The 25,518-nt window shown below is 31.1% G+C and carries 22 protein-coding genes and 1 tRNA gene; 14 read left to right on the top strand and 9 right to left on the bottom strand.

Features of this window, described 5'->3' with window-relative positions:
• Window positions 1-16 precede the first annotated feature (16 nt).
• The 3 genes from Q0828_RS03850 to Q0828_RS03840 form a co-directional block, all read right to left on the bottom strand.
• Window positions 17-874: an MBL fold metallo-hydrolase gene (locus Q0828_RS03850; RefSeq protein WP_298417837.1), complete on the bottom strand. Its 858-nt coding sequence runs from the start codon at window positions 872-874 to the stop codon at window positions 17-19.
• Between the two features lie 150 nt (window positions 875-1,024).
• Window positions 1,025-3,322 (bottom strand): SulP family inorganic anion transporter, encoded by a 2,298-nt coding sequence (locus tag Q0828_RS03845; RefSeq protein ID WP_298417835.1) that lies wholly within the window; start codon window positions 3,320-3,322, stop codon window positions 1,025-1,027.
• On the bottom strand, window positions 3,319-4,167 hold the full coding sequence (locus tag Q0828_RS03840; RefSeq protein WP_298417834.1) for a universal stress protein: 849 nt from the start codon (window positions 4,165-4,167) through the stop codon (window positions 3,319-3,321). The genes Q0828_RS03845 and Q0828_RS03840 overlap by 4 nt, the downstream gene beginning before the upstream one ends.
• Window positions 4,168-4,381: 214 nt before the next feature.
• Here Q0828_RS03840 and Q0828_RS03835 point away from each other — a divergent pair, with 214 nt between their 5' ends.
• The 6 genes from Q0828_RS03835 (at window position 4,382) to Q0828_RS03810 (ending at window position 8,919) form a co-directional block, all read left to right on the top strand.
• Entirely contained in the window at window positions 4,382-4,945 is a 564-nt protein-coding gene (locus Q0828_RS03835; protein WP_298417832.1) for a Crp/Fnr family transcriptional regulator, read from the top strand.
• A gap of 127 nt (window positions 4,946-5,072) precedes the next feature.
• Entirely contained in the window at window positions 5,073-5,471 is a 399-nt protein-coding gene (locus Q0828_RS03830) for a DoxX family protein (protein ID WP_298417831.1), read from the top strand.
• Window positions 5,472-5,528: 57 nt separating this feature from the next.
• Window positions 5,529-5,732, top strand: a complete 204-nt coding sequence (locus Q0828_RS03825; protein ID WP_298417829.1) for a 4-oxalocrotonate tautomerase family protein — start codon at window positions 5,529-5,531, stop codon at window positions 5,730-5,732.
• Complete coding sequence (locus Q0828_RS03820; protein WP_298417828.1) at window positions 5,729-6,472, top strand: SDR family oxidoreductase; 744 nt, start codon at window positions 5,729-5,731, stop codon at window positions 6,470-6,472. Before Q0828_RS03825 ends, Q0828_RS03820 begins: the two co-directional genes overlap by 4 nt.
• A gap of 10 nt (window positions 6,473-6,482) precedes the next feature.
• Window positions 6,483-6,851, top strand: a complete 369-nt coding sequence (locus tag Q0828_RS03815; RefSeq protein WP_298417826.1) for a nuclear transport factor 2 family protein — start codon at window positions 6,483-6,485, stop codon at window positions 6,849-6,851.
• Between the two features lie 220 nt (window positions 6,852-7,071).
• The gene (locus Q0828_RS03810; protein ID WP_298417824.1) at window positions 7,072-8,919 is read left to right on the top strand and encodes a sodium:proton antiporter; all 1,848 of its coding nucleotides are present in this window, start codon (window positions 7,072-7,074) and stop codon (window positions 8,917-8,919) included.
• A gap of 186 nt (window positions 8,920-9,105) precedes the next feature.
• Here Q0828_RS03810 and lepA read toward each other — a convergent pair whose 3' ends face one another.
• Window positions 9,106-10,902: a translation elongation factor 4 gene (lepA, locus tag Q0828_RS03805; RefSeq protein WP_298417822.1), complete on the bottom strand. Its 1,797-nt coding sequence runs from the start codon at window positions 10,900-10,902 to the stop codon at window positions 9,106-9,108.
• A 158-nt stretch (window positions 10,903-11,060) separates the two neighbouring features.
• On the opposite strand from lepA, the gene Q0828_RS03800 reads away from it, so the two are divergent.
• On the top strand, window positions 11,061-13,466 hold the full coding sequence (locus Q0828_RS03800) for an outer membrane beta-barrel family protein (protein ID WP_298417820.1): 2,406 nt from the start codon (window positions 11,061-11,063) through the stop codon (window positions 13,464-13,466).
• Window positions 13,467-13,579: 113 nt separating this feature from the next.
• Window positions 13,580-14,572, top strand: coding sequence for a tRNA dihydrouridine synthase DusB (dusB, locus tag Q0828_RS03795; RefSeq protein ID WP_298417818.1), 993 nt, complete (start codon window positions 13,580-13,582; stop codon window positions 14,570-14,572).
• A gap of 128 nt (window positions 14,573-14,700) precedes the next feature.
• Here the strand turns inward: dusB and Q0828_RS03790 are convergent, their stop codons facing one another.
• Window positions 14,701-15,915 carry an FtsX-like permease family protein gene (locus tag Q0828_RS03790; protein WP_298417816.1) on the bottom strand — a complete coding sequence of 405 codons (1,215 nt, stop codon included), beginning with the start codon at window positions 15,913-15,915 and terminating at the stop codon, window positions 14,701-14,703.
• Window positions 15,916-16,308, bottom strand: coding sequence for a 30S ribosome-binding factor RbfA (gene rbfA, locus Q0828_RS03785; RefSeq protein WP_298418217.1), 393 nt, complete (start codon window positions 16,306-16,308; stop codon window positions 15,916-15,918).
• 193 nt (window positions 16,309-16,501) lie between these two features.
• Between rbfA and mce the strand changes: the two genes are divergently transcribed.
• From mce to Q0828_RS03770, 3 genes are all read left to right on the top strand, one after another.
• Entirely contained in the window at window positions 16,502-16,903 is a 402-nt protein-coding gene (gene mce, locus Q0828_RS03780; RefSeq protein ID WP_298418216.1) for a methylmalonyl-CoA epimerase, read from the top strand.
• A 53-nt stretch (window positions 16,904-16,956) separates the two neighbouring features.
• Window positions 16,957-17,030 (top strand) — tRNA-Ile (locus Q0828_RS03775).
• Window positions 17,031-17,195: 165 nt separating this feature from the next.
• The gene (locus Q0828_RS03770) at window positions 17,196-18,407 is read left to right on the top strand and encodes a site-specific integrase (protein WP_298417814.1); all 1,212 of its coding nucleotides are present in this window, start codon (window positions 17,196-17,198) and stop codon (window positions 18,405-18,407) included.
• 98 nt (window positions 18,408-18,505) lie between these two features.
• Here the strand turns inward: Q0828_RS03770 and Q0828_RS03765 are convergent, their stop codons facing one another.
• The gene (locus tag Q0828_RS03765) at window positions 18,506-19,921 is read right to left on the bottom strand and encodes a hypothetical protein (RefSeq protein ID WP_298417812.1); all 1,416 of its coding nucleotides are present in this window, start codon (window positions 19,919-19,921) and stop codon (window positions 18,506-18,508) included.
• A gap of 316 nt (window positions 19,922-20,237) precedes the next feature.
• On the opposite strand from Q0828_RS03765, the gene Q0828_RS03760 reads away from it, so the two are divergent.
• The 3 genes from Q0828_RS03760 (at window position 20,238) to Q0828_RS03750 (ending at window position 22,122) form a co-directional block, all read left to right on the top strand.
• Window positions 20,238-20,591: an AAA family ATPase gene (locus tag Q0828_RS03760; protein ID WP_298417811.1), complete on the top strand. Its 354-nt coding sequence runs from the start codon at window positions 20,238-20,240 to the stop codon at window positions 20,589-20,591.
• Window positions 20,592-20,681: 90 nt separating this feature from the next.
• Window positions 20,682-21,107: a hypothetical protein gene (locus tag Q0828_RS03755; RefSeq protein ID WP_298417809.1), complete on the top strand. Its 426-nt coding sequence runs from the start codon at window positions 20,682-20,684 to the stop codon at window positions 21,105-21,107.
• Window positions 21,085-22,122: a DUF3871 family protein gene (locus tag Q0828_RS03750; RefSeq protein ID WP_298417807.1), complete on the top strand. Its 1,038-nt coding sequence runs from the start codon at window positions 21,085-21,087 to the stop codon at window positions 22,120-22,122. Before Q0828_RS03755 ends, Q0828_RS03750 begins: the two co-directional genes overlap by 23 nt.
• A 33-nt stretch (window positions 22,123-22,155) precedes the next feature.
• Here Q0828_RS03750 and Q0828_RS03745 read toward each other — a convergent pair whose 3' ends face one another.
• Window positions 22,156-24,543: an AIPR family protein gene (locus Q0828_RS03745; protein ID WP_298417806.1), complete on the bottom strand. Its 2,388-nt coding sequence runs from the start codon at window positions 24,541-24,543 to the stop codon at window positions 22,156-22,158.
• Complete coding sequence (locus Q0828_RS03740; protein WP_298417804.1) at window positions 24,536-25,516, bottom strand: PD-(D/E)XK motif protein; 981 nt, start codon at window positions 25,514-25,516, stop codon at window positions 24,536-24,538. The genes Q0828_RS03745 and Q0828_RS03740 overlap by 8 nt, the downstream gene beginning before the upstream one ends.
• Window positions 25,517-25,518 lie beyond the last annotated feature (2 nt).

The following is a 25,518-nucleotide window of genomic DNA, read 5'->3' as shown; positions in this document are numbered from 1 at the left end:
GTTTAGATAAATATGTTTAAAAAATGTCTTTGCAGGTAAAAACTTCATTGAGTCTTACTCCTTTTTCTGTATGTTTTACTGTAATAATTTCATGATGTGCATCGTGTTCTAAAAATAGATAGAAATTGTTGTCTGCTGCCATGTTCAGAAATTTTTCTTTTTCATCCAATGTCAGCAAAGGTCTTGTGTCATAACCCATTACAAACGGAATTGGTAAGTGACCAACTGTTGGTAATAAATCTGCCATAAAACAGATGGTTTTTCCTTTGTAATGAATCATAGGAATCATTTGTTTTTCTGTATGTCCATTCGCAAAAAACACATCAAAACCAAGCGCTGATTTTGTTAAGATATCATGTTGTGGTTGTGCTATAAAGTTGAGGCGACCACTTTCTTCCATTGGAATAATATTTTCTTTTAAGAAAGAAGCTTTTTCACGTCTATTAGGAATAGTAGCCCATTGCCAATGATTTTCATTGCTCCAAAAGCGTGCATTTTTAAAAGCGGGTTCATAGCCTGTTTTATCTTTATTCCATTGAATACTTCCTCCACAGTGATCAAAATGTAAATGTGTCATAAACACATCAGTAACATCATCTTTATGAAAACCGTAGTTTTTGAGTGATTTTTCAATAGAATCATCGCCCCAAAGATGGTAATAGCCATAAAATTTGTCGCTTTGCTTGTTTCCCATTCCTGTGTCTACCAAAATTAATCGGTCTCCATCTTCAATAAGTAAACAGCGTGCAGCAATGTCAATCATGTTGTTTGCGTCTGCAGAATTGGTGCGTTGCCACAATGATTTTGGAACTACGCCAAACATAGCGCCACCATCTAATTTGAAATTTCCAGCAGCTATGGGATAAAGCTTCATAAGATCATTTAATTTTTAGGTGTTGCAAATTAACAAAACCGCAACAAAAAAGGATGATTGTTAAGGTTTTATTAAGAAAACTGAAGCTATATTTTTAATATTATTGTAAATTTATAGGAATCTGTTTTACAAATATGTAGATTTTGTTAATTATAATTTGACCACTTTTTCTACTTGAAGTACATTTTTTAAACGTTTTCCAAAGTCAAAAACGACTTTGATTTCCTTGATATTTGACAAACGTTCTTTTCTAAAAATCAACAAAGCTTTTCCGTTCGATTCTACATGGTAATAAGGGTTACTTTCAAAGAAATGCACTAAATCATCATTAAAAAAAGATTGAATAGCTAATTTGTCTTCACCTAATAGATAGAAACGGTTTGAAAAATCAGTATGATTATCTATGGGAATATCTTCAAACCCTGCAAAGGCATATACTTTTTCTAAAAAACCTTCTCTATCCAGTGTAAACTCTGGAATTCCCTCCTGTAAACTTACATACATCATAGTAGCACGAACGACTTCTTTGGCAATAAATTCTCCTTCAGAAAATTCTAAATCGAACAAACGAATAGAACTGTTATCATCTGCTAACTGATTGTAGGTATGGTTTATTTTTTTTGTTCGAAAGAATAAGAAATCTTCTAAAAAGTGAACATTTTTATTCTTGTTTGATTCATAGTTTAAGTTATAGTCTAAGGCTAATTCTTCAATTGTTTTTTGTCGCCTAGTAAGGTTTGATAGTAAATTAGGAATTGGTAAAATTCGTCGCAGTGCAAATGGATGTTCAGAATCTGTTCCATGCATATCTAGTCCGATTACTTCAAAATGTCCACCTCTTTTTTCGAAAAGCTCCTGATAGTTGTTTAAGTTTTCCATTACGGTATGATCTACAAATTCACACATTGAAAAATCTACAATAACATCTTGATTTTCAGGAATAGTATCTAATTTATTTTTTAGTTTAAAAAAGTTTAGAAAGCTACAAAAGTGTTTTACACTCACATAATAATTCCCTTCATTTTCTTGTTCTTTAAACATTAAAACATTTGGCTTTAATAGATTTCTAAAGAATAGTGAAAAGCTTTTATTGATGATTAAATGAATGATCAATGTAGTAAATACACCAAGTAAAATACCTTCAATTAAACCTATTTTTAATGTTACTAATAAGGTTATGAAGAAGATGATTAATTGTTCTTTCCCTATGGAAAATATTTTCTTTACAACATTTGGTGATGCTAATTTATATCCTGTAAACACAAGTATTGCCATTAATGCAGGCAACGGAATTCGAGTTAGTTGTGTACTAAATAATGCAATAAATAATACTAAAAAGAAGGCATGAAAGAAGTTTGCCGAACGATTGCTTCCACCATTATTTACATTTACAGAACTACGCGCAATAACAGTAACTACGTTTAATCCTCCTAAAAAACCACTTCCTACTGTGGCTAATCCGAGCGCTTTTAAATCTCTATTCACACTCGATCTTCTTTTCTCAGGATCGAGCTTGTCTACAGCTTTGATGCTTAATAAAGATTCTATACTTGCAATAAGAGTAAGTGTAACTACAATAGACCAAAATGCAGGACTTGTAATATGACTAAAATCTACTGTTGGTAAATTGGTTACAATAGAATTGAAGTCTGGAATATTAGAAATCATATAGCTAGGATCAATCGGATTAGGTTGTTGTAATACAAATTCGTAGTAATAACTAAATAGAATAGGTAAAATAACAATCCACATTGGAGCTGGAATCAGTTGTAAATATTTATTTCTAATTTTTGGATAAAACACCATAATAATCAATCCTAAAACACCCGCAATAGCTGCATATGTCAAGCCTGGGTTATCATATGAAAATACACCTATAATTGTTTTTGGAATTCCAAACAAGAGCCCTAAAACGCTTCCTTCTTCAAATATGGTAACATTTCCAAAAGCCAGCGAAATACCTTTGGTTCCTTGATTGGCTAACATGGTATGTGTTGATTTTGCTAAAATAATCAATCCAATAGCGGCTAACATTCCTTGAATCGCAGAGGAAGGAAAGAAATTGGCTAGTTTTCCTAAACGTAAAAAACCTAAAATAGATAGTAATATTCCAGAGCAAATAATAGCTGCTAACACTACAAAATATCCTTGTTGTGTGGCTAATTCTCCTTCCAAGCCACTTTGGGTTGCATAAAATAAGACAGCACCAGCGACTACTCCAACTAAACTATTTCCTGGACCAGTAATGGTAACATTACTTCCTCCTAAAATAGAAACGGTGAGTCCTCCAATAACGGCTGTAATAATTCCTGCAATTGGTGGCGCTTCACTAGCCATTGCCAATCCAAGCCCTAAAGGCAATGCAATGAGGCTTACTACAAACCCTGAAAATATATTTTTGGGGAGTGTTTTTAAAAAATCTTTTATCGTCTTTTTTTTGGGACTCATTGTATAATTAGTACGTCAGTTGGTAATTCGGTTAAAATATGTTCGATATCGTGTGGAAACAAACGATCCCAAAAAGTAATCTTTCCAGGAGCATTCATCACTAATAAATCTGCACGTACCATTTGTGCATAATGACCAATAGAATATCCTCTTTTTCCAAAAATTGGCTGGGTTTTAATAACAATTTCTTTGAGATAATCTTCTGGAATTTCTTCTACAATTTTTTTAACCCTATTTGTTTCGCGCATTTCAAGACGCTCTTTTTTGATATTTGCTTTGCGCAAAGATTTATCATCGTCAACATTGATGGCAACTTCTTGTTGTCTAATTTCTTCTACAATCGTAATTTTTTCAGCATCTAAATGATGACCAACATAAAAAGCAGAAGAAATAACTTGTTTGGTTTTTTGATTTTGTAAACCATTTACAACGATATGTTTACAAGGAATACGTTCTATAGATGGTTTTATCATCAATAAAATAGAACAATTCGCTTTACGCGTAATTTTTCTTGCGATAGAACCTACATAGTATTTTACAAAGTTTTCACGTTGTAACGCACCTAAAATGAGTAAGTCAACGTTTTTTTCTTTGCTTGTAGATAAAATTACATCTACTGGGTCGCCTGTTTTAAACACAAGCTCATACGAAAGATTTTGTGTGATAAATGGTTTTAAAATTTCTTCAATTTGCTGGGTTTTTTCTTGAGATTTTTTACCTACATGAATCAATATCAATTTTGCCTGAAAAAGCAAAGAAAATCGTGCGGCTTCGTGAATATTAGCTTTTAGATTTGGAGAAAATGCGACTCCAATTCCAATAATATAAAAGGGTTTTTGTTGCAAAAAAGGTTATTTTCTAGATTCGATTTGAAAGATAGTATATTTTTGAAAATATCATAGATTAACTGTTAAAATGACACCAGATATTTATTTTCATACAGAAACATTCCTAAAACCTTTAAGTGATTTTGATTTTGAACAAGATTATTATAGTTTTAGCATTAACTAGCATATAGAAATAACATAATTTCTTTTACATATACGTTACTATAAAAAAATGAAACATCCTCTTAGACAGCATATTGAAGAAATTATAGATCTTACAGATGAAGAATTTCAGTTTGTTTTAGGTCATTTTGAATCGATCAAAAAAAGAAAGCATCAATACTTGGTTCAAGAAGGAGCGCTTGTTCAAAAAGAATATTGGATTGCTAAAGGATGCGTTAAAAGTTATTTTCTAGATGATACTGGCAAAGAACATATTCTACGATTTGGAATGGAACATTGGTGGATTACTGATTATGAGTCGTTTGTAAAGCAAGTTCCATCAAAAATAAATATTGATTGTTTGGAAGATTGTGAATTGCTATATATATCTTTTGATAATAGAGAGAAACTTACCTCTAAAATGCACAAAATGGAACGGTTTTGGGCAAAAAAAAGCAAACTTGGTCGAATTGCACTTCAAAATAGAATATTATCACTTTTAAAAAATTCTGCCAAAGAAAGATATGATGTACTCTTAGAACAATATCCTAAACTTTTTCAAAGAGTTCCCAAAAAATTGATTGCTTCATATTTAGGGGTTTCTAGAGAAACATTGAGTCGTCTAAACTCTTAAAAATCGTATTATAAACAAAAAATATCATGATATAAGTGATCCATGTCACTTTAAAATCGTGATATACGTCCTTAAATTTTTCTACACTTCTTATCAATTTTGTTTCATCAATTTAAAATAAAAAAAGATGAAATTAATTGAAAAACAAACAGACATCGGCTTGCTCATATTTAGAGTATTAGTTGCCGGATTACTTATGTTTCATGGTTTTGGAAACCTTTTAGGAAACTATGCATTTATTAAAAGCATGTTTGCACAATGGCATATTCCAGAATTTTTTAGCTATGGAGCATTTATTGGAGAAATAGTAGCTCCACTATTACTTATAGTAGGTTACAAAGTAAGATTTGCCAGTTTAGGTATTGCGTTAACCATGTTGGTAGCAATTTTCACCACACACCTTAATGATATTTTTTCGCTAAACCAATTTAATGGTTGGGCAATAGAGTTACAAGCATTTTACTTATTTGGAGCAATTGCCATATTCTTTACTGGCGGAGGAAAGTATGTTTTGACTGCAAAGTAATCATCTATTTATTTACGAAACTCGTATTCACTTTATCTAATTATAAAACAAAAAAATATGCCATATATCAATATTAAAATTACGGATGAAAATGTGACAAAAGAGCAAAAACGTCAATTAATTATAGGAGCAACTCAATTGCTTGTTGACGTACTAGACAAAAATCCAAAAACCACACATGTAGTTATAGAAGAAATCTCAATAGATAATTGGGGCGTAGATTCAAAACAATATTCAAATTCAGAAAAATTTAAATTATGATAAACAAAACAATAATTATAACCGGAGCGTCTACAGGAATAGGCAAAGGAATTGCAAAATATTTTATTGAAAAAGGAAGTAATGTAGTGATGAACTCTTCTAACGAAGAGAACTTAAAAAAAGCCTACGTATCGTTCGGTTCTCCTAAAAATGCAATCTACCAAGCAGGTGATATTAGCAAACGTGCAACAGGTCAAAAACTTGTGAAGTTAGCTTTAGAAAAATTTAACTCAGTAGATGTTTTAATAAATAATGCAGGAATATTTGCTCCAAAACCTTTTTTGGACGTTGAAGAAAAAGATTTAGAACTGTATTGGAATGTAAATCTTAAAGGAACCTATTTTACATCTCAAGCTGTAATTCCACATATGATACAACAACAAGAAGGTTCAATATTAAATATAGGAACCGTTTTAGTAGAACATGCTATTGATGGATTTCCTGCTACAGCGCCATTAACAAGTAAAGGTGCAATTCATTCTTTAACAAGACAATTAGCTGCTGAGTTTGGTAAAAACAATATAAAAGTTAACACGATAGCGCCAGGTATAATTAGAAGTCCACTACAAGGAAAAATGGGAATTGAAGATGCTGACAGCTTAGCTGGACTACATTTATTAAATCGAATAGGAGAAGTAAATGAAATAGCAGAAGCTGCTTATTATTTAGCTTCTTCCAACTTTATAACGGGAGAAACAATTAATGTGGCTGGTGGACACACCGTAGGTCATGCAATTTAAAACTAGAATTATGTATACAGAACATATAAAAGAAATAGAACAGGTAATTGTCAATTATTTTGATGGCATATTTTTAGGAGATACAGATAAACTTTCTTCTTGCTTTCATGAAAATGCACACATTTATGGAGATATAAAAGGTGTTGCATATGAAAAAAAAGTTGAACAGTATATTCAAGGTGTAAAAGAAAGACAAAGCCCTAAAGAGTTAAGAGAAACCTTCAAAATGGAAATCATTGGAATTGATATAATGGGAACAATAGCAATGGTAAAACTACATGTGCCAATGTTAGGATATAACTATTATGATTATTTGTCGTTGACTAAAGTTAATACTGATTGGAAAATTGTAAATAAAATTTTCACTCATGTAGCATAAATAATATTTTTATTACTATTTATAAATTAATCCTAAGAGAAAAGAAACATAAAAGCATTTAATTTTTGCTGGCGTGTTTCTTCTCGTTTTAATGATATAAACTATTGAATAGCTAGAATTATTTTGCTTGTATTTTTTGAAAACATTCAATTTTTTAAACGAACACTTTTTTTCACATTATAATCATTAAATTTACGATTCAATTTAAAAAATTGCATACATGCTCGAACTAGCGGGAATTATCATTTTAGGAATATTGGCACAATGGGTTGCATGGAAATTTAAAATTCCAGCAATTTTACCATTGATTCTTATCGGTTTACTTGTAGGACCAATTGCTGCAGAATTTTTATCAGAAGATGGAGCAAAGTGGATTGAACCTATTTGGAATAACGAAAAACAAAAAGGGCTGTTTCCTGGAGAAAGCTTGTATTATTTTGTGTCTCTAGCCATTAGTATTATTCTGTTTGAAGGAGGATTAACATTAAAACGTTCTGAAATAAAAAATGTAGGTCCTGTAATTACAAAACTAATAACATTAGGATCTACCATTACATTTTTTGGTGCCGGAATTGCTGCACACTTTATATTTGGATTAGGTCTTGAATTATCATTCTTATTCTCAGGATTAATTATTGTAACTGGCCCAACGGTAATTACACCAATCTTACGAAATATTCCACTAAAGAAAGACATTTCTACTGTTTTAAAATGGGAAGGAATTCTAATAGATCCAATTGGCGCATTAGTTGCCGTATTGGTTTTTGAATTTATAAGTGTAGAAGGTGATAGTGGTTTTACAAAAACAGCCTTGATTGAATTTGGGAAAATTATTCTTTTTGGAACCACATTCGGATTCACGTTTGCACATGCTTTAGCATTCGCAATTAATAAAAAGTTCATACCACATTACTTACTAAATGTAGTATCATTATCAGTTGTATTATTGGTTTTTGTCGAATCAGAAATCTTTGCACACGAATCTGGTTTATTAGCAGTTGTAGTGATGGGAATGGTACTTGGAAATGGAAAACTAGAAAATATTAAAGAGTTATTATACTTTAAAGAATCGTTGAGTGTGTTGCTAATTTCCATCCTTTTTATTCTGCTTGCTGCGAATATTAATATGGAAGATTTAATGTTATTATACAACTGGAAAACAGCAGTATTATTCTTAGTGGTCGTGTTTATCATACGACCAATAGGCGTTTTTCTAAGTACACATAAATCTAAATTACAAACCAACGAAAAACTCTTTATCAGTTGGGTAGGACCGCGAGGAATTGTAGCAGCAGGTATTGCTTCTTTATTTGGAAGTAAGTTGATGAAACAAGGAGTTGAAGGAGCCGAATATATTACACCACTAGTATTTATGATAGTACTTGGAACTGTTTTATTGAACGCAACAACGGCGCGCTTATTTGCAAAATTAGTTGGTGTATTCTTGACAAAATCCGATGGAATTTTAATTGTTGGAGCATCAAAAGTATCTCGTTTATTAGGACATTACTTAGAAACGAATGGACGTCATGTTGTTTTAATTGATAGCAATCAGAATAACATTGAAAAAGCACAAGAGTTAGGCTTAGAGGCAATTAATACAGATATTTACTCTAATACATTAACAGATAATATAGAATTAAATGATGTTGGCTATTTAATGGCAATGACTGGAAACACATCAATTAATAAATATGCAATTGATAAGTTTGGTGCTGAGTTTGGAGAAAACGGATCATTCCGATTGGTAACTCGTGAAGAAATGTTAGACGAAAATAACAATCCAAAAGAAGGCTTATTTTCACACACAGATGATTATAATACACTAACAGCGCTTACGCTAAAATATCCATCAATTCAAGAAATTGCAATTAATGACAAAGCACATTACAAAAGCTTAATTGAAATTACCAATAAAGACAAAGACATTATTCCATTATTTATAAAAGACAAAGATTCAGAGCTTAAAATCATCTCTTCATACAACATGGAAGTTGAAGAAATTGGCGAAGACTGGAAGCTTGTATACTTAGGAAAACCATTTGATATAGAAGAAACTGAAGTTTAGACGCATTCGCGTTTCATAGCTTTTAGATCGCTTTGCTTTTAGATTTTTGAACCATCATTTCGAGCGTTTTTTTAAAATGAGATAAAGAAAAGTGATATTGATAAGACTTTGAATAAAAACTAAATCAAGTACTGTTTTACGAAATATCTAAAATCTCAATACTCAGAACTAAAATCTAACTTTCATTTAATCATTCAGCTTCAACACTGCCATAAATGCTTGTTGAGGTATTTCTACATTACCAACTTGGCGCATACGTTTTTTACCTTTTTTCTGCTTTTCAAGAAGTTTACGCTTACGCGAAATATCTCCACCATAACATTTTGCCGTTACATCTTTACGAAGTGCTTTGATGGTTTCACGTGAAATAATTTTTGCTCCAATAGCAGCCTGAATCGGAATATCAAACTGTTGTCTAGGAATCAATTCTTTTAGCTTTTCACACATCTTTTTACCAATGTTATACGCATTATCAGCATGAATTAATGCAGAAAGCGCATCAACTGACTGTGCATTCAATAAAATATCTACACGCACTAATTTAGATTTACGCATTCCAATTGGCGAATAGTCAAACGAAGCATATCCTTTGGAAACCGTTTTTAATCGATCATAAAAATCAAATACAATTTCTGCCAAAGGCATATCAAATGATAACTCAACACGCTCAGTTGTTAAATAGGTTTGATTTGTGATTAATCCACGTTTTTCAATACACAAGGACATTACGTTTCCAACAAAGTCAGATTTTGTAATGATGGTTGCTTTTATATAAGGTTCTTCTACACGATCTAAACTAGAAGGATCTGGCAAGTCAGAAGGATTATTTACAATGATAACCTCATTGGGTTCTTTTCTTGAAAATGCATGATACGACACGTTAGGAACTGTCGTAATTACAGTCATATTAAACTCACGTTCCAAACGTTCCTGAATGATTTCCATATGTAACATTCCTAAGAATCCACAACGGAAACCGAAACCTAAAGCTGCAGAACTTTCAGGTGTAAATACCAATGAAGCATCATTTAACTGAAGTTTCTCCATAGAATTACGAAGTTCTTCATAATCTTCAGTATCTACAGGGTAAATTCCGGCAAAAACCATTGGTTTTACATCCTCAAAACCTTCAATAGCGTTTGTTGTTGGTGTTTTAGCATCTGTAATTGTATCACCAACTTTTACTTCACGTGCATCTTTAATTCCAGTAATTAAATACCCAACATCACCCGTTTTGATCTCTTTCTTTATAACCTGATTCAGCTTTAACGTTCCTACTTCATCAGCGCCATATTCATTACCTGTTGCGACAAATTTAATACGTTGTCCTTTTTTAATAGAACCGTTCATCACTCTAAAATATGTTTCAACTCCACGAAATGGATTGTAAACAGAATCAAAAATTAAGGCTTGTAAAGGTTCTTCATAATTTCCTTCTGGTGCAGGAATACGATCAATTACAGCAGCTAATATATTATCAACGCCATATCCTGTTTTTCCACTTGCGTGAATAACCTCTTCAGGATCACAACCTAATAGATCAACGATATCATCAGTTACTTCTTCAGGATTGGCACTTGGTAAATCTACTTTATTTAATACAGGAATAATTTCTAAATCGTTCTCTAAAGCGAGATATAAATTAGAAATTGTTTGTGCTTGAATACTTTGTGCTGCATCTACAATTAACAAAGCACCTTCACATGCAGCAATAGATCGTGAAACTTCATAAGAGAAATCTACGTGTCCAGGAGTATCAATAAGATTCAAGATATATTCTTGTCCTTCGTACGTATATTCCATTTGAATGGCATGTGATTTAATTGTGATTCCGCGCTCACGTTCTAAATCCATACTATCTAATAATTGATCTTGCTTTTCTCGTTCAGTTACGGAGCCTGTAAAGTCTAACAATCTGTCAGCTAATGTGCTCTTTCCATGATCGATATGTGCAATAATGCAAAAGTTTCTAATGTGCTTCATCTAATTCTATAGCTAAATAATTTGCAAATATAGCTTTTTACTAGGTAAATCCTCATGTTTTCGTTGCAGATACAAAGATTTTTTAATAAAACATGTAGCTTTTTTTCTACATTAAATAAAAATGAATATATTTGCGCCCAATTAACCAAACCATAGCCATGAACCTAAAAATCACAAGTTTATTTGTGTTTTTTACATTTTTTACCGCATTCGGGCAAGAAACCTATCAAGTCTCGGGTAAATTAATCGCTTCCGATTCGGAAAACGCGATTGCATTTGCTAATGCTGTATTATTAAATGATGGAACAGTGGTAAAAGGAAGTTCTTCTGAAACTTCAGGTATATTCTTAATTTCTAACGTTTCTCCCGGAAAATATACATTGAATATTAGTTTTGTTGGTTATAAAACATATACCAAAGAAATTGAAGTTACCAAAACAATCGATTTGGGAACAATTACTTTACAAGTAGACACAGAATCATTAGATGGTGTTGTAATTTCTACAAAAAAACCAACACTAAAACGTGAAATTGACCGACTCGTATTTACTGTAGAAGGAACAGCATTAACCGAAGATAATACTTGGGAAGTATTGCGCAGAACGCCTGGTGTTATTGTAGTTAATAATGAATTATCTGTTAAAAATAGTACGCCAACAGTATACATTAATGATCGCAAAGTACATCTTTCAGCAAGTGAAATATATCAATTATTAGAAGGAACACCAGCACAAACAGTAAAATCTGTTGAGGTAATTACCAATCCGCCAGCACGATACGATGCACAAGGAGGTGTGATTTTGAATATTGTGATGTCTAGGAATTTAATTCTTGGTTACAACGGAAGTATTTATGGAAACTTTACACAAGGAGTTTTTCCGCGTTATAATGCTGGAATGAATCACTTTTATAAGCGTAATAAGTTAAATATATTTGGAAGTTATAGTTACACACACACAAAGATTAATAGGGATAATGATGAGCTTATTAATTATTTAGATAATACGACTACAACATCAATTTGGAATTCAGATATTAATAGAAATACACGAGAAAATAGACACAATGTTAATTTGAATATTGATTACGAGTTTGATGCAAAAAACATAGTAAGTTTTTCAGGAAACTTATTATACAACCCATACTGGAAACGTAGAACATTAACAAGCGGTATTGTAGATGATCAAACTGTGGCAAATGAAGACTTTTCATTAGCAGCAATCAATAATTACAGTCAGGATAAACACAATTTAGGTCTGAATTTAGATTACACACACCATTTTAAAAAAGAAGGTGAAAAACTTTCTGCCAATGTACACTATACGGACTATGACAGAGATGGAAATCAAGATGTTTCAACAGGTTATACTGTATTTTTAGGAACTGATTTTACCACTGCATTTACTACACAAGCCAATCAGAAAACAAATATTATTAGTGGACAAATTGATTACGAATTACCAATAAGCGAATCAGCTAATTTTGAAACTGGAATAAAAGCGGTAAATATTGAAACAGATAGTAATTTGTGGCAATTCAACATTCAAAATGGTATTCCTGTCATAGATACAAACAATTCAGATACATTTCAATACGATGAATCAATCTATGCAGGGTATGTGAGTTATGCTAAAAATTGGGATAAATGGAGTTTAAAAGTTGGATTTAGAGGTGAACAAACAGAACTCAAAGGAAATTCACTCAGTACAAATCAGGTAAATACACAAAACTATTTCGAATTATTTCCAAGCGCATATATAAGCCATCAAGTATCAGACAAACTAAATATATATGCCGACTTTAGTAGACGAATTACACGACCAAGTTTTGATAATTTAAATCCATTCAGATTTAATTTTACTGATTTTTCGTTTGCTACAGGAAATCCAAGACTACAACCATCTATTGCTAATAGTTATAAGGTAGGTGCAGAAATAATTAGTAAGTTTTTTATAGAAGCATTCTATATTTATAATAAAAACGAAATCTATGAATTAACACTTCAAGATAATGAAAACAATATTTTACAATACATAGATTCTAATGTAGAAAATAATAGATATTATGGTTTAGATTTTATAACATACTTTTCTATATTAGATACATGGGATGTTTCTATTACGACTTCTTTTTACAATAATGAAGATACATTTACACTAGCGGATAATGTGCGTGTGTTACAGCAAAAATGGGCAAATTACACAGCAATTGATAATAATTTTACATTTCTGAAGGATCAAAGCTTAACTGCAAATGTATCTTTTGTGTATTTGTCTCCCGTAATTTTAGGACTTTCAGAAGTTTCCTCACGAAACTTATTGAGTTTATCTTTACGTAAAAATTTATGGAATAAAAGAGCTACTATTTCATTAACCGCAAACGATATTTTGAACGGTCAAGAATTTACGAAAACAACAGTATTTGCAAATCAAAACAGTCGTTACCTTGCTAATTTCGATACCCAAATCATTCGTGTAGGATTCCGTTACAATTTTGGAAATACAAAACTTAGAACCAATCAACGTACAAAATCTTCTGCTGAGCAAGAACGTTTAAAAGAGTAGTCTTTAATAGTTATATTTCTCACTTACTTATTAGTTTGGATGCAAGGATAAAATAAAATTTGCGTTAAAATTTTTCATGTATCTTTGCAAAATCTTTTAAAAAACAATCTATTGTGGTTAAAATAGGAGACATAACGTTACCAGAATTTCCATTGCTATTAGCACCTATGGAAGATGTAAGTGATCCGCCATTCCGTGCATTATGCAAAGAACAAGGTGCAGATGTAGTGTACACAGAATTTATTTCTTCAGAAGGGTTGATTCGTGATGCTGCGAAAAGTACCATGAAACTTGACATTTACGAAAAAGAACGCCCAGTCGGAATTCAAATATTTGGAGCCAATTTAGATTCGATGTTACAATCGGTAGAGATTGTTGAAAAATCAGGGCCAGATATCATAGATATCAATTTTGGTTGTCCTGTAAAAAAAGTAGTGAGTAAAGGTGCTGGCGCAGGAATTTTAAAAGATATCGATTTAATGGTTTCCTTAACGAAAGCTATGGTTGAACATACAAAGCTTCCTGTTACTGTAAAAACGCGTTTAGGTTGGGATCATGACACGATTAAAATTGTAGAAGTTGCCGAACGCTTACAAGATGTTGGTTGTGCGGCTATTTCCATTCACGGACGTACGCGTGCGCAAATGTATAAAGGTGAAGCCGATTGGCATCCAATTGCTGATGTGAAAAATAATCCTCGAATGCACATTCCTGTGTTTGGAAATGGTGATGTAAATTCTCCGGAAAAAGCAATGTTAATGCGTGATAAATTTGGCTTAGACGGTGCTATGATTGGTCGTGCGAGTATTGGATATCCTTGGTTTTTTAGAGAAGTAAAACACTTTTTTGAAACAGGAACGCACATGGCAAAGCCAACCATGGAAGAACGTGTAGATGCTGCCAGACGTCATTTACAAATGTCTATTGATTGGAAAGGTGAACGTTTAGGAGTGTTTGAAACGAGAAGACATTATACAAACTATTTCAAAGGAATTCCACACTTTAAGGAATACAGACAACGCATGGTTACTACAGATGACTCTGCAGGTGTTTTTCAAGTATTTGATGAGGTATACGAGAAGTTTGCTGATCATCAATTTGTTTAGAGAGATTGAATTATTGAAACATTCAAAAATTTTGTGTGATATTGAATCAAATTCAGTATAACGAAGTATTCAATATTCAAGTATAAAATCTCTCATTACTCAATGCTCAGTATTAACATCTATTCTTTCTAAGAACAACCTGTAATAAAATTTCTATTAATACGATTACTAGCGATAAAAGAAGCTAATACGCCTAAAATTGTAATGGTTAAAAATACCGTTACACAATTCATAAAGCGCAATTCTACAGGATATGGCAGGCTAGGAGTGATGTAGAATAATTTGAATTGCAATTGGCAGAAAATTACAATCACGCCAAGTGTAATACCTAATAAACCTCCTAAAACAGTAATAATAATTCCTTGAAAAAAGAAAACTTGCTTTATTTCTCGGATCGTGGTTCCTATGCTAAACAAGGTTTTCATATTGTTTCGCTTATCCAAAATCATCATCACAATAGCACCAACTACATTAAACAATGCAAGAATCAATACAAGTGTGAAAATTAAGTAAATCGCAATATTTTCAGTATTTAGCATCTTATACAATGCATCATTTAGCTCAATTCTGGTTTTAATTAAAACCTCATTATCAAAAATAGTGGCAATCTGTTCTTTTATAATAGCTTGATCAGTTTCAGGCTTCAATTTAAACTCTATATGTGTAATTTCATTGGCATTTAAATCCAATAATTCCTGTGCTAATTCTATATTCGTAAATACATATTTGCTATCTAAATCTTCATTAATTCTATAAATACCTTCCGTAATTACTCTGATCTTTTCATATGGATTTTTAGAACTACTTGTAATGCTTTTTGTGCCAGGCTTTGGCACAATAATTTCTAACAAATTGCTATAATCTCTAGCAACAACACCTAAAAGATTCGCCGTTCCGAGACCGACAACAGCTTCATCAAATATTTCTGGATTTACCCAATTTCCAACGTACATAATACTATCAATGGCGTTGACATTTATAAAGGAAGCGTCAATTCCTTTTATGTTGGCAATATGATGCTTATTATTCAAACTCAATACAACGCGTTCTTCCACTACTTGTGAAAAGGAAATAATATCAGGAATTTCTTCCAATGATTTTAGTTGGGTTTCGCTTACGCGAAAAGTCTTTCCAGTTGCCGCTTCAATTTTTAAATCAGGATCAAAGTCATTGCTAAAAGAGAGGCTAAATGTCTTCAATCCTGCAAAGCCAGAAAGTACAATAAACAAAGCCAATGCACCAATAACAACTACCACACTTGTGACGATGTTAATAATGTTAATAGCGTTTTGAGAACTTTTAGAAAACAAATATCGCTTGGCTATGTAAAAAGCAAATTTCAATTACGACTTCTTTCGTTTTTCTAATAAATCAGGATCTTGAATTGGGTTTTCTTCACGTTTAAGCGACTTTTCAATGTTTTCGATATATTCTAAAGAATCATCTACATAAAACGTTAAACTAGGCACTTTACGTAGTTGGTGTTTCACACGCTGGGCTAGCTCATGCTTAATTAAAGGAGCGTTTGATTGAATTCCTTCTAACAACTCTTTTCCTTTATTGTGCGGAAAAATACTTAAATATACTTTTGCTACGGAAAGATCTACCGTAACATTTACTTTCGTTACTGAAATAATAATGTTTGTTAATCCGCCACCACGTGCAGCGCCTTGCAAAATGTCTACCAAATCTTTTTGTAAAACACCTGCTATTTTTTTCTGTCTGTTACTTTCGATATCACTCATAATACTGCAAAAATAGAATATTAAGACCATAAAACGTTGACATTACTGCTGAATTGCAATAACTTTACTCAATAATTGAAATTTAAACGCCCTGATTTGTATGCTTGAACGATTATTTTAGATCTCTTTGTCATACATATGGTGGTTATTTAAAAGCTATTTGACAATTAAATTAAGGAAAGACGTGAATAAAATAGAACATATTGGGATTGCAGTCAAAAATATTGAAGCATCCAACCAATTATTTGCAAAATTGTTCAATAAGGAACATTACAAAATGGAAGAAGTGGAAAGCGAAGGTGTAAAAACTTCTTTTTTTCAACTAGGCGAAAGTAAAATAGAACTCCTTGAAGCTACTCGTGACGACAGTCCTATAGCGAAGTTTATTGCAAAAAAAGGTGAAGGCGTACACCATATAGCGTTTGATGTAACGGATATTTATGCAGAAGTAGAACGACTTAAAGGTGAGGGCTTTATCGTGCTAAACGAAACGCCTAAAAAGGGCGCAGACAACAAATTAGTGGTCTTTTTACACCCAAAATCAACCAATGGGACACTCATAGAGTTGTGTCAAGAAATAATTTAATGCAATTATTATTTTTTCGGAATTAAAAAAAATAGTAATATTGCACCCGCATTGGTCCCATAGCTCAGCTGGTTAGAGCATCTGACTCATAATCAGAGGGTCCTTGGTTCGAGCCCAAGTGGGACCACTACTTAAGAGTCAGACATACGTCTGACTCTTATTATTTACCACATATTCAAGTTATTAGTATTTTTCTTCTCCTAGACTTATCCACTACATTCATTAAAAAAAGGCATACAATTCGGCACACTATTCCTCAGAAAAAGTACCCCAAAATTTAAAACATAACATTATGAATAACAATAAATTAAGTGTTCTGTTTTTAATTGATAGGACAAAACAGAATAAGCAAAATAAGTGTCCTATTAAATGTAGATTAACTTTTAAAGGTAAAAGAAAGCAGTTTTCTACAGGGTTTTTTATCAACCCAAAGGATTGGAAAAGTAAGTTACAAAAAGGTAGTCCACCCAATAAAAATAATAATTATATTAATACACAGTTAAGTCTGATTAAGCAACAAATTAATCAGGCTTTTTTGTTTCTACAAGTTAACAATGAACAGTTTGATGCAGAAGATATTTATCTTCAACTTAAAGGTATAACTAGAAAAAAAGATAAGACTATTTTAGAAGTGTTTCAAGCACACAATGATAAGGTAGAAAAGTTAATAGGTAAGGAATATGTATTGCCTACATTGTGGAAATACAAGCAAGCTAAAGCTCTTTTAAAAGACTTTATTTCATTTCATTACAAGAAAAATGATTTTCAATTTAAAGACCTTGAAATTAGTTTTATAAAAGAATATGAGTTCTACCTTAAAACTGAAAAGAAATTAGCTCAATCTTCAACCTATAAAGCAATCCAGAGATTTAAACGTATTGTGAAAATTGGATTGTCTGAAGGATATTTAGATAAAGATCCTTTTGTTATGTATACATGTAAGAACCCAAAAACTCAAATAGTTTATTTAGATAGTAATGAACTAGCTAAACTAGAGGAACACTCTTTTGCTCAAACTAGATTAAAACAGGTAAGAGATATGTTTATATTTTGCTGTTATACAGGACTAGCTTATGCAGAAATGTCAGCTTTAAGTTCTGAACATGTAATTGATGGGTTTGATGGTAATAAATGGATTAAAATACATAGGAAGAAAACAAATGTTAAAGTATCAGTTCCTTTATTACCCAAAGCTCTAGCTATTTTGACTAGTCAGAATAATATATCTTCAAATAAATTACTGCCAGTAATATCTAATCAAAAGTTTAATTCATTCTTAAAGGAAATTGCAGAAATAGTAGGTATTGAAAAAAGGTTGACTCATCATATAGCTAGAAAAACTTTTGCCACTACTGTATTGCTATATAATGATGTACCAATGGAAGTGGTTTCTGAATTATTAGGGCATTCTAAATTAGATATCACTCAAAAGCATTATGCTAAAGTGGTACAGAAGAAAGTAAGTGAGCATATTACATTATTGGCTAGAAAATTAGATAAGTAAATTTTAAAAACTACTATCATAATAGGAGAAAGTAACCTAGATGTAACAAGAAGAACATAAGAGGTTAGATACTAACTAACCTCTTAATGTGACATACTTTACCAATGTTCAACTTTTAATTTTGGTTTAACACCAATATTCCTTCTCAATACCTTTTTTAATATAGATTTGACAAAGCTTTTATGCTCATTTGTTGTAGCTATATTATCATGAATAGTAAATAAAGGAATGTGAGGCTTAGCTTCAGATATTATTTTACAAGCTTTATGTAATACTAAATCAGCTTCTATTCTCTGTAGCAGTATAGCCAATGCTGCATGAGGTTTTTTGCCTCTTCCCTTTTTTATAACAGCGAATACTTTATGAACATTCTTAAATGTATTCTTAAATAGTTTAGCAGTCGGGCTATTATTTTTATTAGAACTATAAATAGCTTCAAATACTATATTCTTGACTTTGTCTCTTGGTATTTCACAATCAACTAAATCAATCATACCATTAGCATAAAGTATTTTTCCAAATTCTTCATAAAACTTACCTGAAGACACTAAACTTTTAAATAAAACAACATCTGGTTTGTTTTCAACAGATTCTATTAATTTTTCAAGTTTATCAAGGTCTATATAACTGTTAGGTATTTTATCTCTGATATTCATTCTTCTAAAAACCTCTATATCTAATAATGCCATAGCTAGAAAAGGTTGTGAATTTTTGATATCTATACTTATCAATCTTTTATCTTCATAAGTTAAGCATTCTCTTAGATTAGATTTTAGATTAGTAATATTGGTATGTAATCTATTGCCACTATTATCAATAAAAAATTCAAATTCTTGTCTATAAATTTTCTGAATAGGAATTAACTTGCTATTCAAACTTAGCATAGGATTTTTAACCTCTGGATTATTTAAGTCATCTAAATATTCCTTTTTCACTATACTTAGAGCTTTTTCAATGTCAACTTTTAGGTCTTTGGAAAACCACTCTGATAGAAAACATAATTCACCTGTTTTTTCTGTATTTATTGTTTTATCATAATTTGTTAAACTTTTAATAAGTGTTTTTTTCTTTATTATTACTGGCTCAGTAGGTGTGTTATATCTCTCACAAAACTTCAATCCTTGAGATTTTTCTCCAGTTATATATTGCTTGTCTTCAATAATAACTCCATGTTCAATTAGATAATTTATATATTTCCTGTAATGCCTATTTTTATCTTGCAAGGTTTTTTTATGTATTGGTGTAAAACCGTCTCCATCGAGCAAGTCTTTATTCCTTGAAGGAATATAATTAATAAGATGTAATAGATGAACAAAATAATCTTTGAAGTATCTAAAAGTAGGAGGGTTTTCGTTTAGCATTCTATCCAAATCTATAGAACCTGGAATATAAAGAGGTAAACTGTCATTATTATTGCCTACTTGATTTTCAACAAGTGATGCTTTTACACTTGGGCAATTAAACGTATTAGAGTGGCTATTTAAAGCATTTGCCACTATTGATGGAGTTTCCATTACCTCTCACTTAGAAAGGCTTTCCTCTAAATTGAATCTATCAGGTGTCTAACAATAAGACAAGTGGAATTGATTTTCTCTCATAAAATTATATGTCAATATTTTAAATACAATAATGAACCCTTAAAGGGTTAAAATTCATAGAAACAATAATATCAGTATTCTTTGATTTGGAAAATTGGAGAGAAAACTACTCCAGAAAATTATGTAGAAGTATCCTTTTTCAAGGAAAAAAGTAATATACAAAATAATACAGACTTAACAAAGAAATTTACTCTTAAAAATTTGATTATTAATCTTTTTAAATATTAAAATTATGCAATTAAAACAAAGTAAAAGACAGAATGTAAAACTCAGATTAGGAATATCTGGAGCTAGTGGTTTTGGTAAAACTCATTCAGCATTATTATTAGCCTATGGAATGACTCAAGATTGGTCTAAAATTGCTGTAATAGATAGTGAAAATTCTTCCGCATCTTTATATTCTAATCTTGGAGAATTTAATGTGTTAGACCTAACAGCTCCATTTAGTCCAGAACGTTACATTCAAGCAATAGAGATATGTGAGAAAGCTAATGTAGAAGTGATAATTATAGATTCTATAACTCACGAGTGGAACGGAAAAGGAGGTTGTTTAGATATACATAATAATCTTGGTGGAAGATGGTAAGATTGGGCATCTGTAACACCGAGACATCAGGCTTTTATAGATAAAATACTTCAATCTACTAGCCATGTAATAACAACAGCTAGAAGGAAAATGGACTATTCTTTAGATGTAGGTTCTAATGGTAAATCTAAAGTGGTTAAGCATGGTACAAAAGAAGTAACCCGAGAAGGTTTTGAATATGAACTTACTGTCAATTTTGAATTAGTGAATGATAAACATTTAGCTAAAGCTTCAAAAGATAGAACGAATCTATTTTCTTCATCACATGAATTTGTAATAACATCTAAAACAGGAGAAAGGCTTTTGAAATGGTGTAATGCAAAACCAGTTACAACTCAAGAAATATTAGATAAGATTAGTGGAGCATTATCTGTTTCAGAATTATCAGAAATTTATAAAGAATTTCCATCTTATCAGCAAAGCTTGCAATCTCAATTTGTCAATAAGAAAGAACAACTCGAACAATTAATTAATTCTAAAAACTTTAGTCAAAATGGAACTACAGCTCGTACATAAACCCACATTAGAACTCAATCCTGTAAAAAGTACTATCATAATAGGACAAGAAACAGGAGATGTAAACAGTTCTAATAATAATATAATAACCAATAGCAATACTAATCCATTCATAGAGGCTAATACCAAAAGTATTAGCCTTTCTCATTTACAAAAGGATTGTATAATACCAGTCTTTAGTAAGGATAATGAACGTACAATTACGCATTCTGAATTTATAGATGTTGTGGCTAATTCAGTTTTAAAAGTATTTTCACATCATAGCATAGATGCACCAGAAATAAGAATTAGCCATCAGATTAAAGGTAGAACACCTAGTGCAATATATAAGTCAGCTAAAGACTTGCTAGACCATGAAAAGACTAATTATTATGAAAGAATGGCATTTATAATTCGAGTACCTAGTATAACAGAAACTATCAATGGAAACAAGCTGTCTTTGATGGTTGGTGGAGTGCGTGCATATAACAAGGAAAACCTCTATTCAAAGAAATCTGTTGAGAAATTTCAAGTATTTATTGGCTTTCAGAATCAAGTATGCTGTAATTTATGTATCAGTACAGATGGTATGCAGTCAGAAATGCGTGTAGGTAGTGTAAATGAATTAGCAGTTAAAGTACAAGACTTAATATCTAATTATGATGCAAAAAATCATTTAAAAGAGATGCTAGCTTTAACTGAATATAGTATTACTGAAAGGCAATTTGCCCAATTACTAGGAAAGTCTAAACTATACAATTATCTACCAAAAAATGAAAAGCTACAAACTCCACAATTGCTTTTAAATGATGGACAGATCAGTTCTATTGCTAAGGATTATTACCAAGATGAAAGATTTTGTAAAAATGAAGATGGTAATATCAACCTTTGGAATGTATATAACCTATTCACATCAGCCAATAAGAGTAGTTATATTGATACTTTTTCAGAAAGGAACGTCAATGCTTATGAATTTTCAAAAGGTCTAGCACAAACTCTCAATGGTAATTCTAACTACCGTTGGTTTTTGAGTTGATTAATGCTCAACTTCTTTAATTAGAGGTTGGGCTTAATATTTGATCCCAAATTTTTTCACTTTATTTAGAGATTCAAAACATTTCAGTAGTGCTTTTTCTTTTATAGATTCCCTCTTTAAAAGTTTTGAACTAGTGTATTTAATATTGGATAGTTCTTTATATTCAAAAACCTTAGTTTGCTCACCTAAATCAATGATTTTTTTCCATTCTTCTGATGATAGTAATTTTAGTCTGTCGTAAATTGGTTTTATCTCAACTACTTCTTTTTCCTTTAGGTCTGAAAGCTTTTTAATTTCATCGACTTTATCAGGGTTATTGACTATGAATCCTAATCCTTTTTTACCAACATGGCAATCTTTAGAGTTTAAGTTTCTATTCTCTTTTAACTTTTTTACTAAATTAAATAGCTCATAAAAATCTAACCCATCAACAGAGTTTTTGTCTACGTACTTTTTTAGACCATCCCAAAACTGTATACCATGTTTCTTGATTTCACTTATTACAAAAAGGTTGTTTTCTGTATCATTTTCATCAACTTCTTTTTCCTTTGCTCTTATGTTAGCCTCCTCTTGACTAATTAAATACTCCTCTAAAACATTCTTGTCAAGGTTGTACTTTTCTTCTTGTAATCTTTTCCAAGACAATTCTTTTTTTGCATATTCTGATATAAGCGTATTTACTGCATTTTTAGTTAAATGGTTATACACAAATACAAGTAGCTCTCTAAACATCTCTATAAAAGAATCTTTAAGCCTTTGCTCATTGTAGATTTTCCACAAGTCAGTTCTATTATTAGTTAAAAAATGATAGTATGCTATAGTATATGCAACTGAGAAGGATTTTAAGTTAGTATCACCAATTGCATCAACATTCTTCCTCCCAAAAAGCTTGTCAACAGTTTTGAAGATGATTGCATTGGCAATAAATTTTTTATAGAAATTCTCACCTGGCATTTTATTTTTTTCAACTAACTCATTAATACTTTTGGTAAAATCAATAAAGTTTTTCTGAGAACCTCTTGATACCATATAAGGCTTTTGCTCCCAAAGATTCATGTACTTGGCAATGTCAGATTTTACAAACTTCTGTTTTGTTGGATTTTGTTCTTTAAACTTCTTTTGCATACTTGGAGTAAGCTTATTAATAGCTTCTCTGTATTGTCCTTTTACTCTTTCAAAATACCACAGAATAGATTGGTTTTTATTCTCTGGATTAGCAACATATTTCTTTCTAGATAAGCTTTCTATTTTTACAAAATATGGGTTGTTAGATGATAAGTCTAATTCTGTAACCTTATTTTGACTATTAGCATATCTGGCAATATTAGGAACTTCTATATTTTTCTTATCAATGTCCTTAATAACAGTTAACTTCATTTGAACGGAAATACTACTTAAGTCTGCATCTTTATATTTTTTTTGGGTGTGATACAAAGAAGCTGTAGTTTGTCCTCCATTTACAATTTGAAAATCATTTAATTTTGTAACGAATAACTGGTTGTTTATGACTTTTGTTTTGACTTCATTAGCTGTAGCAGTTATACCATTATTGTATGGCAAGAACATTTGTGGTTTTTCTCGAATAGTATCTCTAATACCTTTATTGTACCTACCTGCTTGCCCAAGAAAAGCTCTTACATTACTTTCTAATAATTCATTAGAAAACTCTTTATACAAATTAGCTAAAACATAACCAGGAATAATAGCTAAGTAACAATCATATAATTCATCTATAGTAGGGACTTTTAAACATTGAATTCCTTGTTGATTGTTATCTAAGAAATCAGCAAAATTAATTTCAATAGGCTCCCTATTACTATTCGTCTCATTAATTCTAAAAAATCTATTTATGTCCCAAACATGAAGATTTATGCTTAAACTTTCATCTATTCCTTTTATTTTTATTTTATCTACTTTCTGATTTGAATTACCATTCATTAATAAGTAGATATTAACTCTATCAAAAAGATGGTTTTGCTTTCCTATAATTTTTAGAAGCTCGACTAATTCATCATTAGATGAATCTATATAGTCTATATGCCTTTTAATAGCTCCGTTTAGGAATCTCTTTATTTGATTTAAGGTCTTAGTAAATTCTGTTGAAAGAATATTGTAATCATAATCATCAGGATTATAATAAGTAATGAACAGTTCTAAGGTTTCAAAATAACTCTTATTACCATCATCTTTGTAAGAGTCTTTCAAGCAATAACCGTTAATTTTCCAATCAATTCCCCCTTTTGAATTAGGATGAATGAAGGATAAAACTCTAGCGCCATCAGTCTTACCTATGGACTCAAGAACCTCAATACAATACTCAGTAAATTTATCTTCGAAACTAGAGCCCTCACCATCTGAATATACTAGTGCTGCAACTTCAGACTTTACTTCATCTATGTAATTTCTTAAAGCTCTATTCATTCTTTACTTCATTAATTATTGTATCAAAATCAACTCTATATTCTTCAATGGCTGAATTTTCAATGTAATATGATGTGTTATAGATTCCTTGAGGTAGGTTATCAGTAGTTAGTTTTGGGAAAGAATCATTGACTTGATATAAAGACCTTGATTTGACTCCATATTGAGCATCGTAATTATCTCTATCTTCATCATAATATTCAGCTGATTCAAGTTTTTCATTAAAATACTTTAGAGTGGCTGAGTTGTTAGATATTTTGTCACGAATAATATCTATAACAGAATTAAGTGAAATACCGTTTTCCTTTAATGTTTCAGATGCAAAATTATTTAGAAAGAGATTTTCTACATTAGAAGTATCTAGTTGTCGTTCACTAGTGATTTTAATTCTAGGCAGTTTAGATGTCGTGAATTTAATTTCAAAACAAGTTGCTCCAAGAGTAAAATCTTTATCTTCATAATCAGGACCAGTCCAACAGTTTAAAAGGTAGTCAGGGTTTATATTACTGTCAATTAACTCATCTAGAAATAAAAGTTCACCTAAAAGACCTTTTTGCTGCTCTACTGTTAATCCTTGGGTATTTAGTTTGTCAAATAACTTTTTCCACTTTTGGATGACATTTGATGTAATTGTAATAGCTTCATTTTCTGTTGGTACATTAGTGATTTCTTCAATTATATTTTCAACAAATAGGCTAAAAATGTCTTTAAGTTCATTATCTATTAAATATATATTTAACTCTTTACTGTCATCAAGGTCAAATACATCTATTCTTAAACCTTTAAAGCTTGAGTTTTTAAATTCAGGAATTATAGTATGTGAGGATACCTCCATTAGATATAGATGATTCCCTGTTAGATGATTTGTAGCTGCAAAGCAATTGAATTGAGGTAGTATATCAATTCTAGTCTTTATTATTAATTCATCTTTTGAAGGCTTTTGCAATTCCCAAATAGATTTTAAATCTAACATAA

It is taken from the genome of uncultured Kordia sp., assembly GCF_947496985.1.
In the GTDB taxonomy this organism is placed as follows: domain Bacteria; phylum Bacteroidota; class Bacteroidia; order Flavobacteriales; family Flavobacteriaceae; genus Kordia.
The sequence above is the reverse complement of the archived record's forward strand: the minus strand, read 5'-3'. Positions and strand labels throughout refer to the sequence as shown.

Bases quoted from the DNA above. Each gene is read 5' to 3' on its own strand.
- Q0828_RS03850 (WP_298417837.1), bottom strand. From the start codon at position 874: ATGAAGCTTTATCCCATAGCTGCTGGAAATTTCAAATTAGATGGTGGC.
- Q0828_RS03845 (WP_298417835.1), bottom strand. From the start codon at position 3,322: ATGAGTCCCAAAAAAAAGACGATAAAAGATTTTTTAAAAACACTCCCC.
- Q0828_RS03835 (WP_298417832.1), top strand. From the start codon at position 4,382: ATGAAACATCCTCTTAGACAGCATATTGAAGAAATTATAGATCTTACA.
- Q0828_RS03830 (WP_298417831.1), top strand. From the start codon at position 5,073: ATGAAATTAATTGAAAAACAAACAGACATCGGCTTGCTCATATTTAGA.
- Q0828_RS03825 (WP_298417829.1), top strand. From the start codon at position 5,529: ATGCCATATATCAATATTAAAATTACGGATGAAAATGTGACAAAAGAG.
- Q0828_RS03820 (WP_298417828.1), top strand. From the start codon at position 5,729: ATGATAAACAAAACAATAATTATAACCGGAGCGTCTACAGGAATAGGC.
- Q0828_RS03815 (WP_298417826.1), top strand. From the start codon at position 6,483: ATGTATACAGAACATATAAAAGAAATAGAACAGGTAATTGTCAATTAT.
- Q0828_RS03810 (WP_298417824.1), top strand. From the start codon at position 7,072: ATGCTCGAACTAGCGGGAATTATCATTTTAGGAATATTGGCACAATGG.
- lepA (WP_298417822.1), bottom strand. From the start codon at position 10,902: ATGAAGCACATTAGAAACTTTTGCATTATTGCACATATCGATCATGGA.
- Q0828_RS03800 (WP_298417820.1), top strand. From the start codon at position 11,061: ATGAACCTAAAAATCACAAGTTTATTTGTGTTTTTTACATTTTTTACC.
- Q0828_RS03770 (WP_298417814.1), top strand. From the start codon at position 17,196: ATGAATAACAATAAATTAAGTGTTCTGTTTTTAATTGATAGGACAAAA.
- Q0828_RS03765 (WP_298417812.1), bottom strand. From the start codon at position 19,921: ATGGAAACTCCATCAATAGTGGCAAATGCTTTAAATAGCCACTCTAAT.
- Q0828_RS03760 (WP_298417811.1), top strand. From the start codon at position 20,238: ATGCAATTAAAACAAAGTAAAAGACAGAATGTAAAACTCAGATTAGGA.
- Q0828_RS03755 (WP_298417809.1), top strand. From the start codon at position 20,682: ATGGACTATTCTTTAGATGTAGGTTCTAATGGTAAATCTAAAGTGGTT.
- Q0828_RS03750 (WP_298417807.1), top strand. From the start codon at position 21,085: ATGGAACTACAGCTCGTACATAAACCCACATTAGAACTCAATCCTGTA.
- Q0828_RS03745 (WP_298417806.1), bottom strand. From the start codon at position 24,543: ATGAATAGAGCTTTAAGAAATTACATAGATGAAGTAAAGTCTGAAGTT.
- Q0828_RS03740 (WP_298417804.1), bottom strand. From the start codon at position 25,516: ATGTTAGATTTAAAATCTATTTGGGAATTGCAAAAGCCTTCAAAAGAT.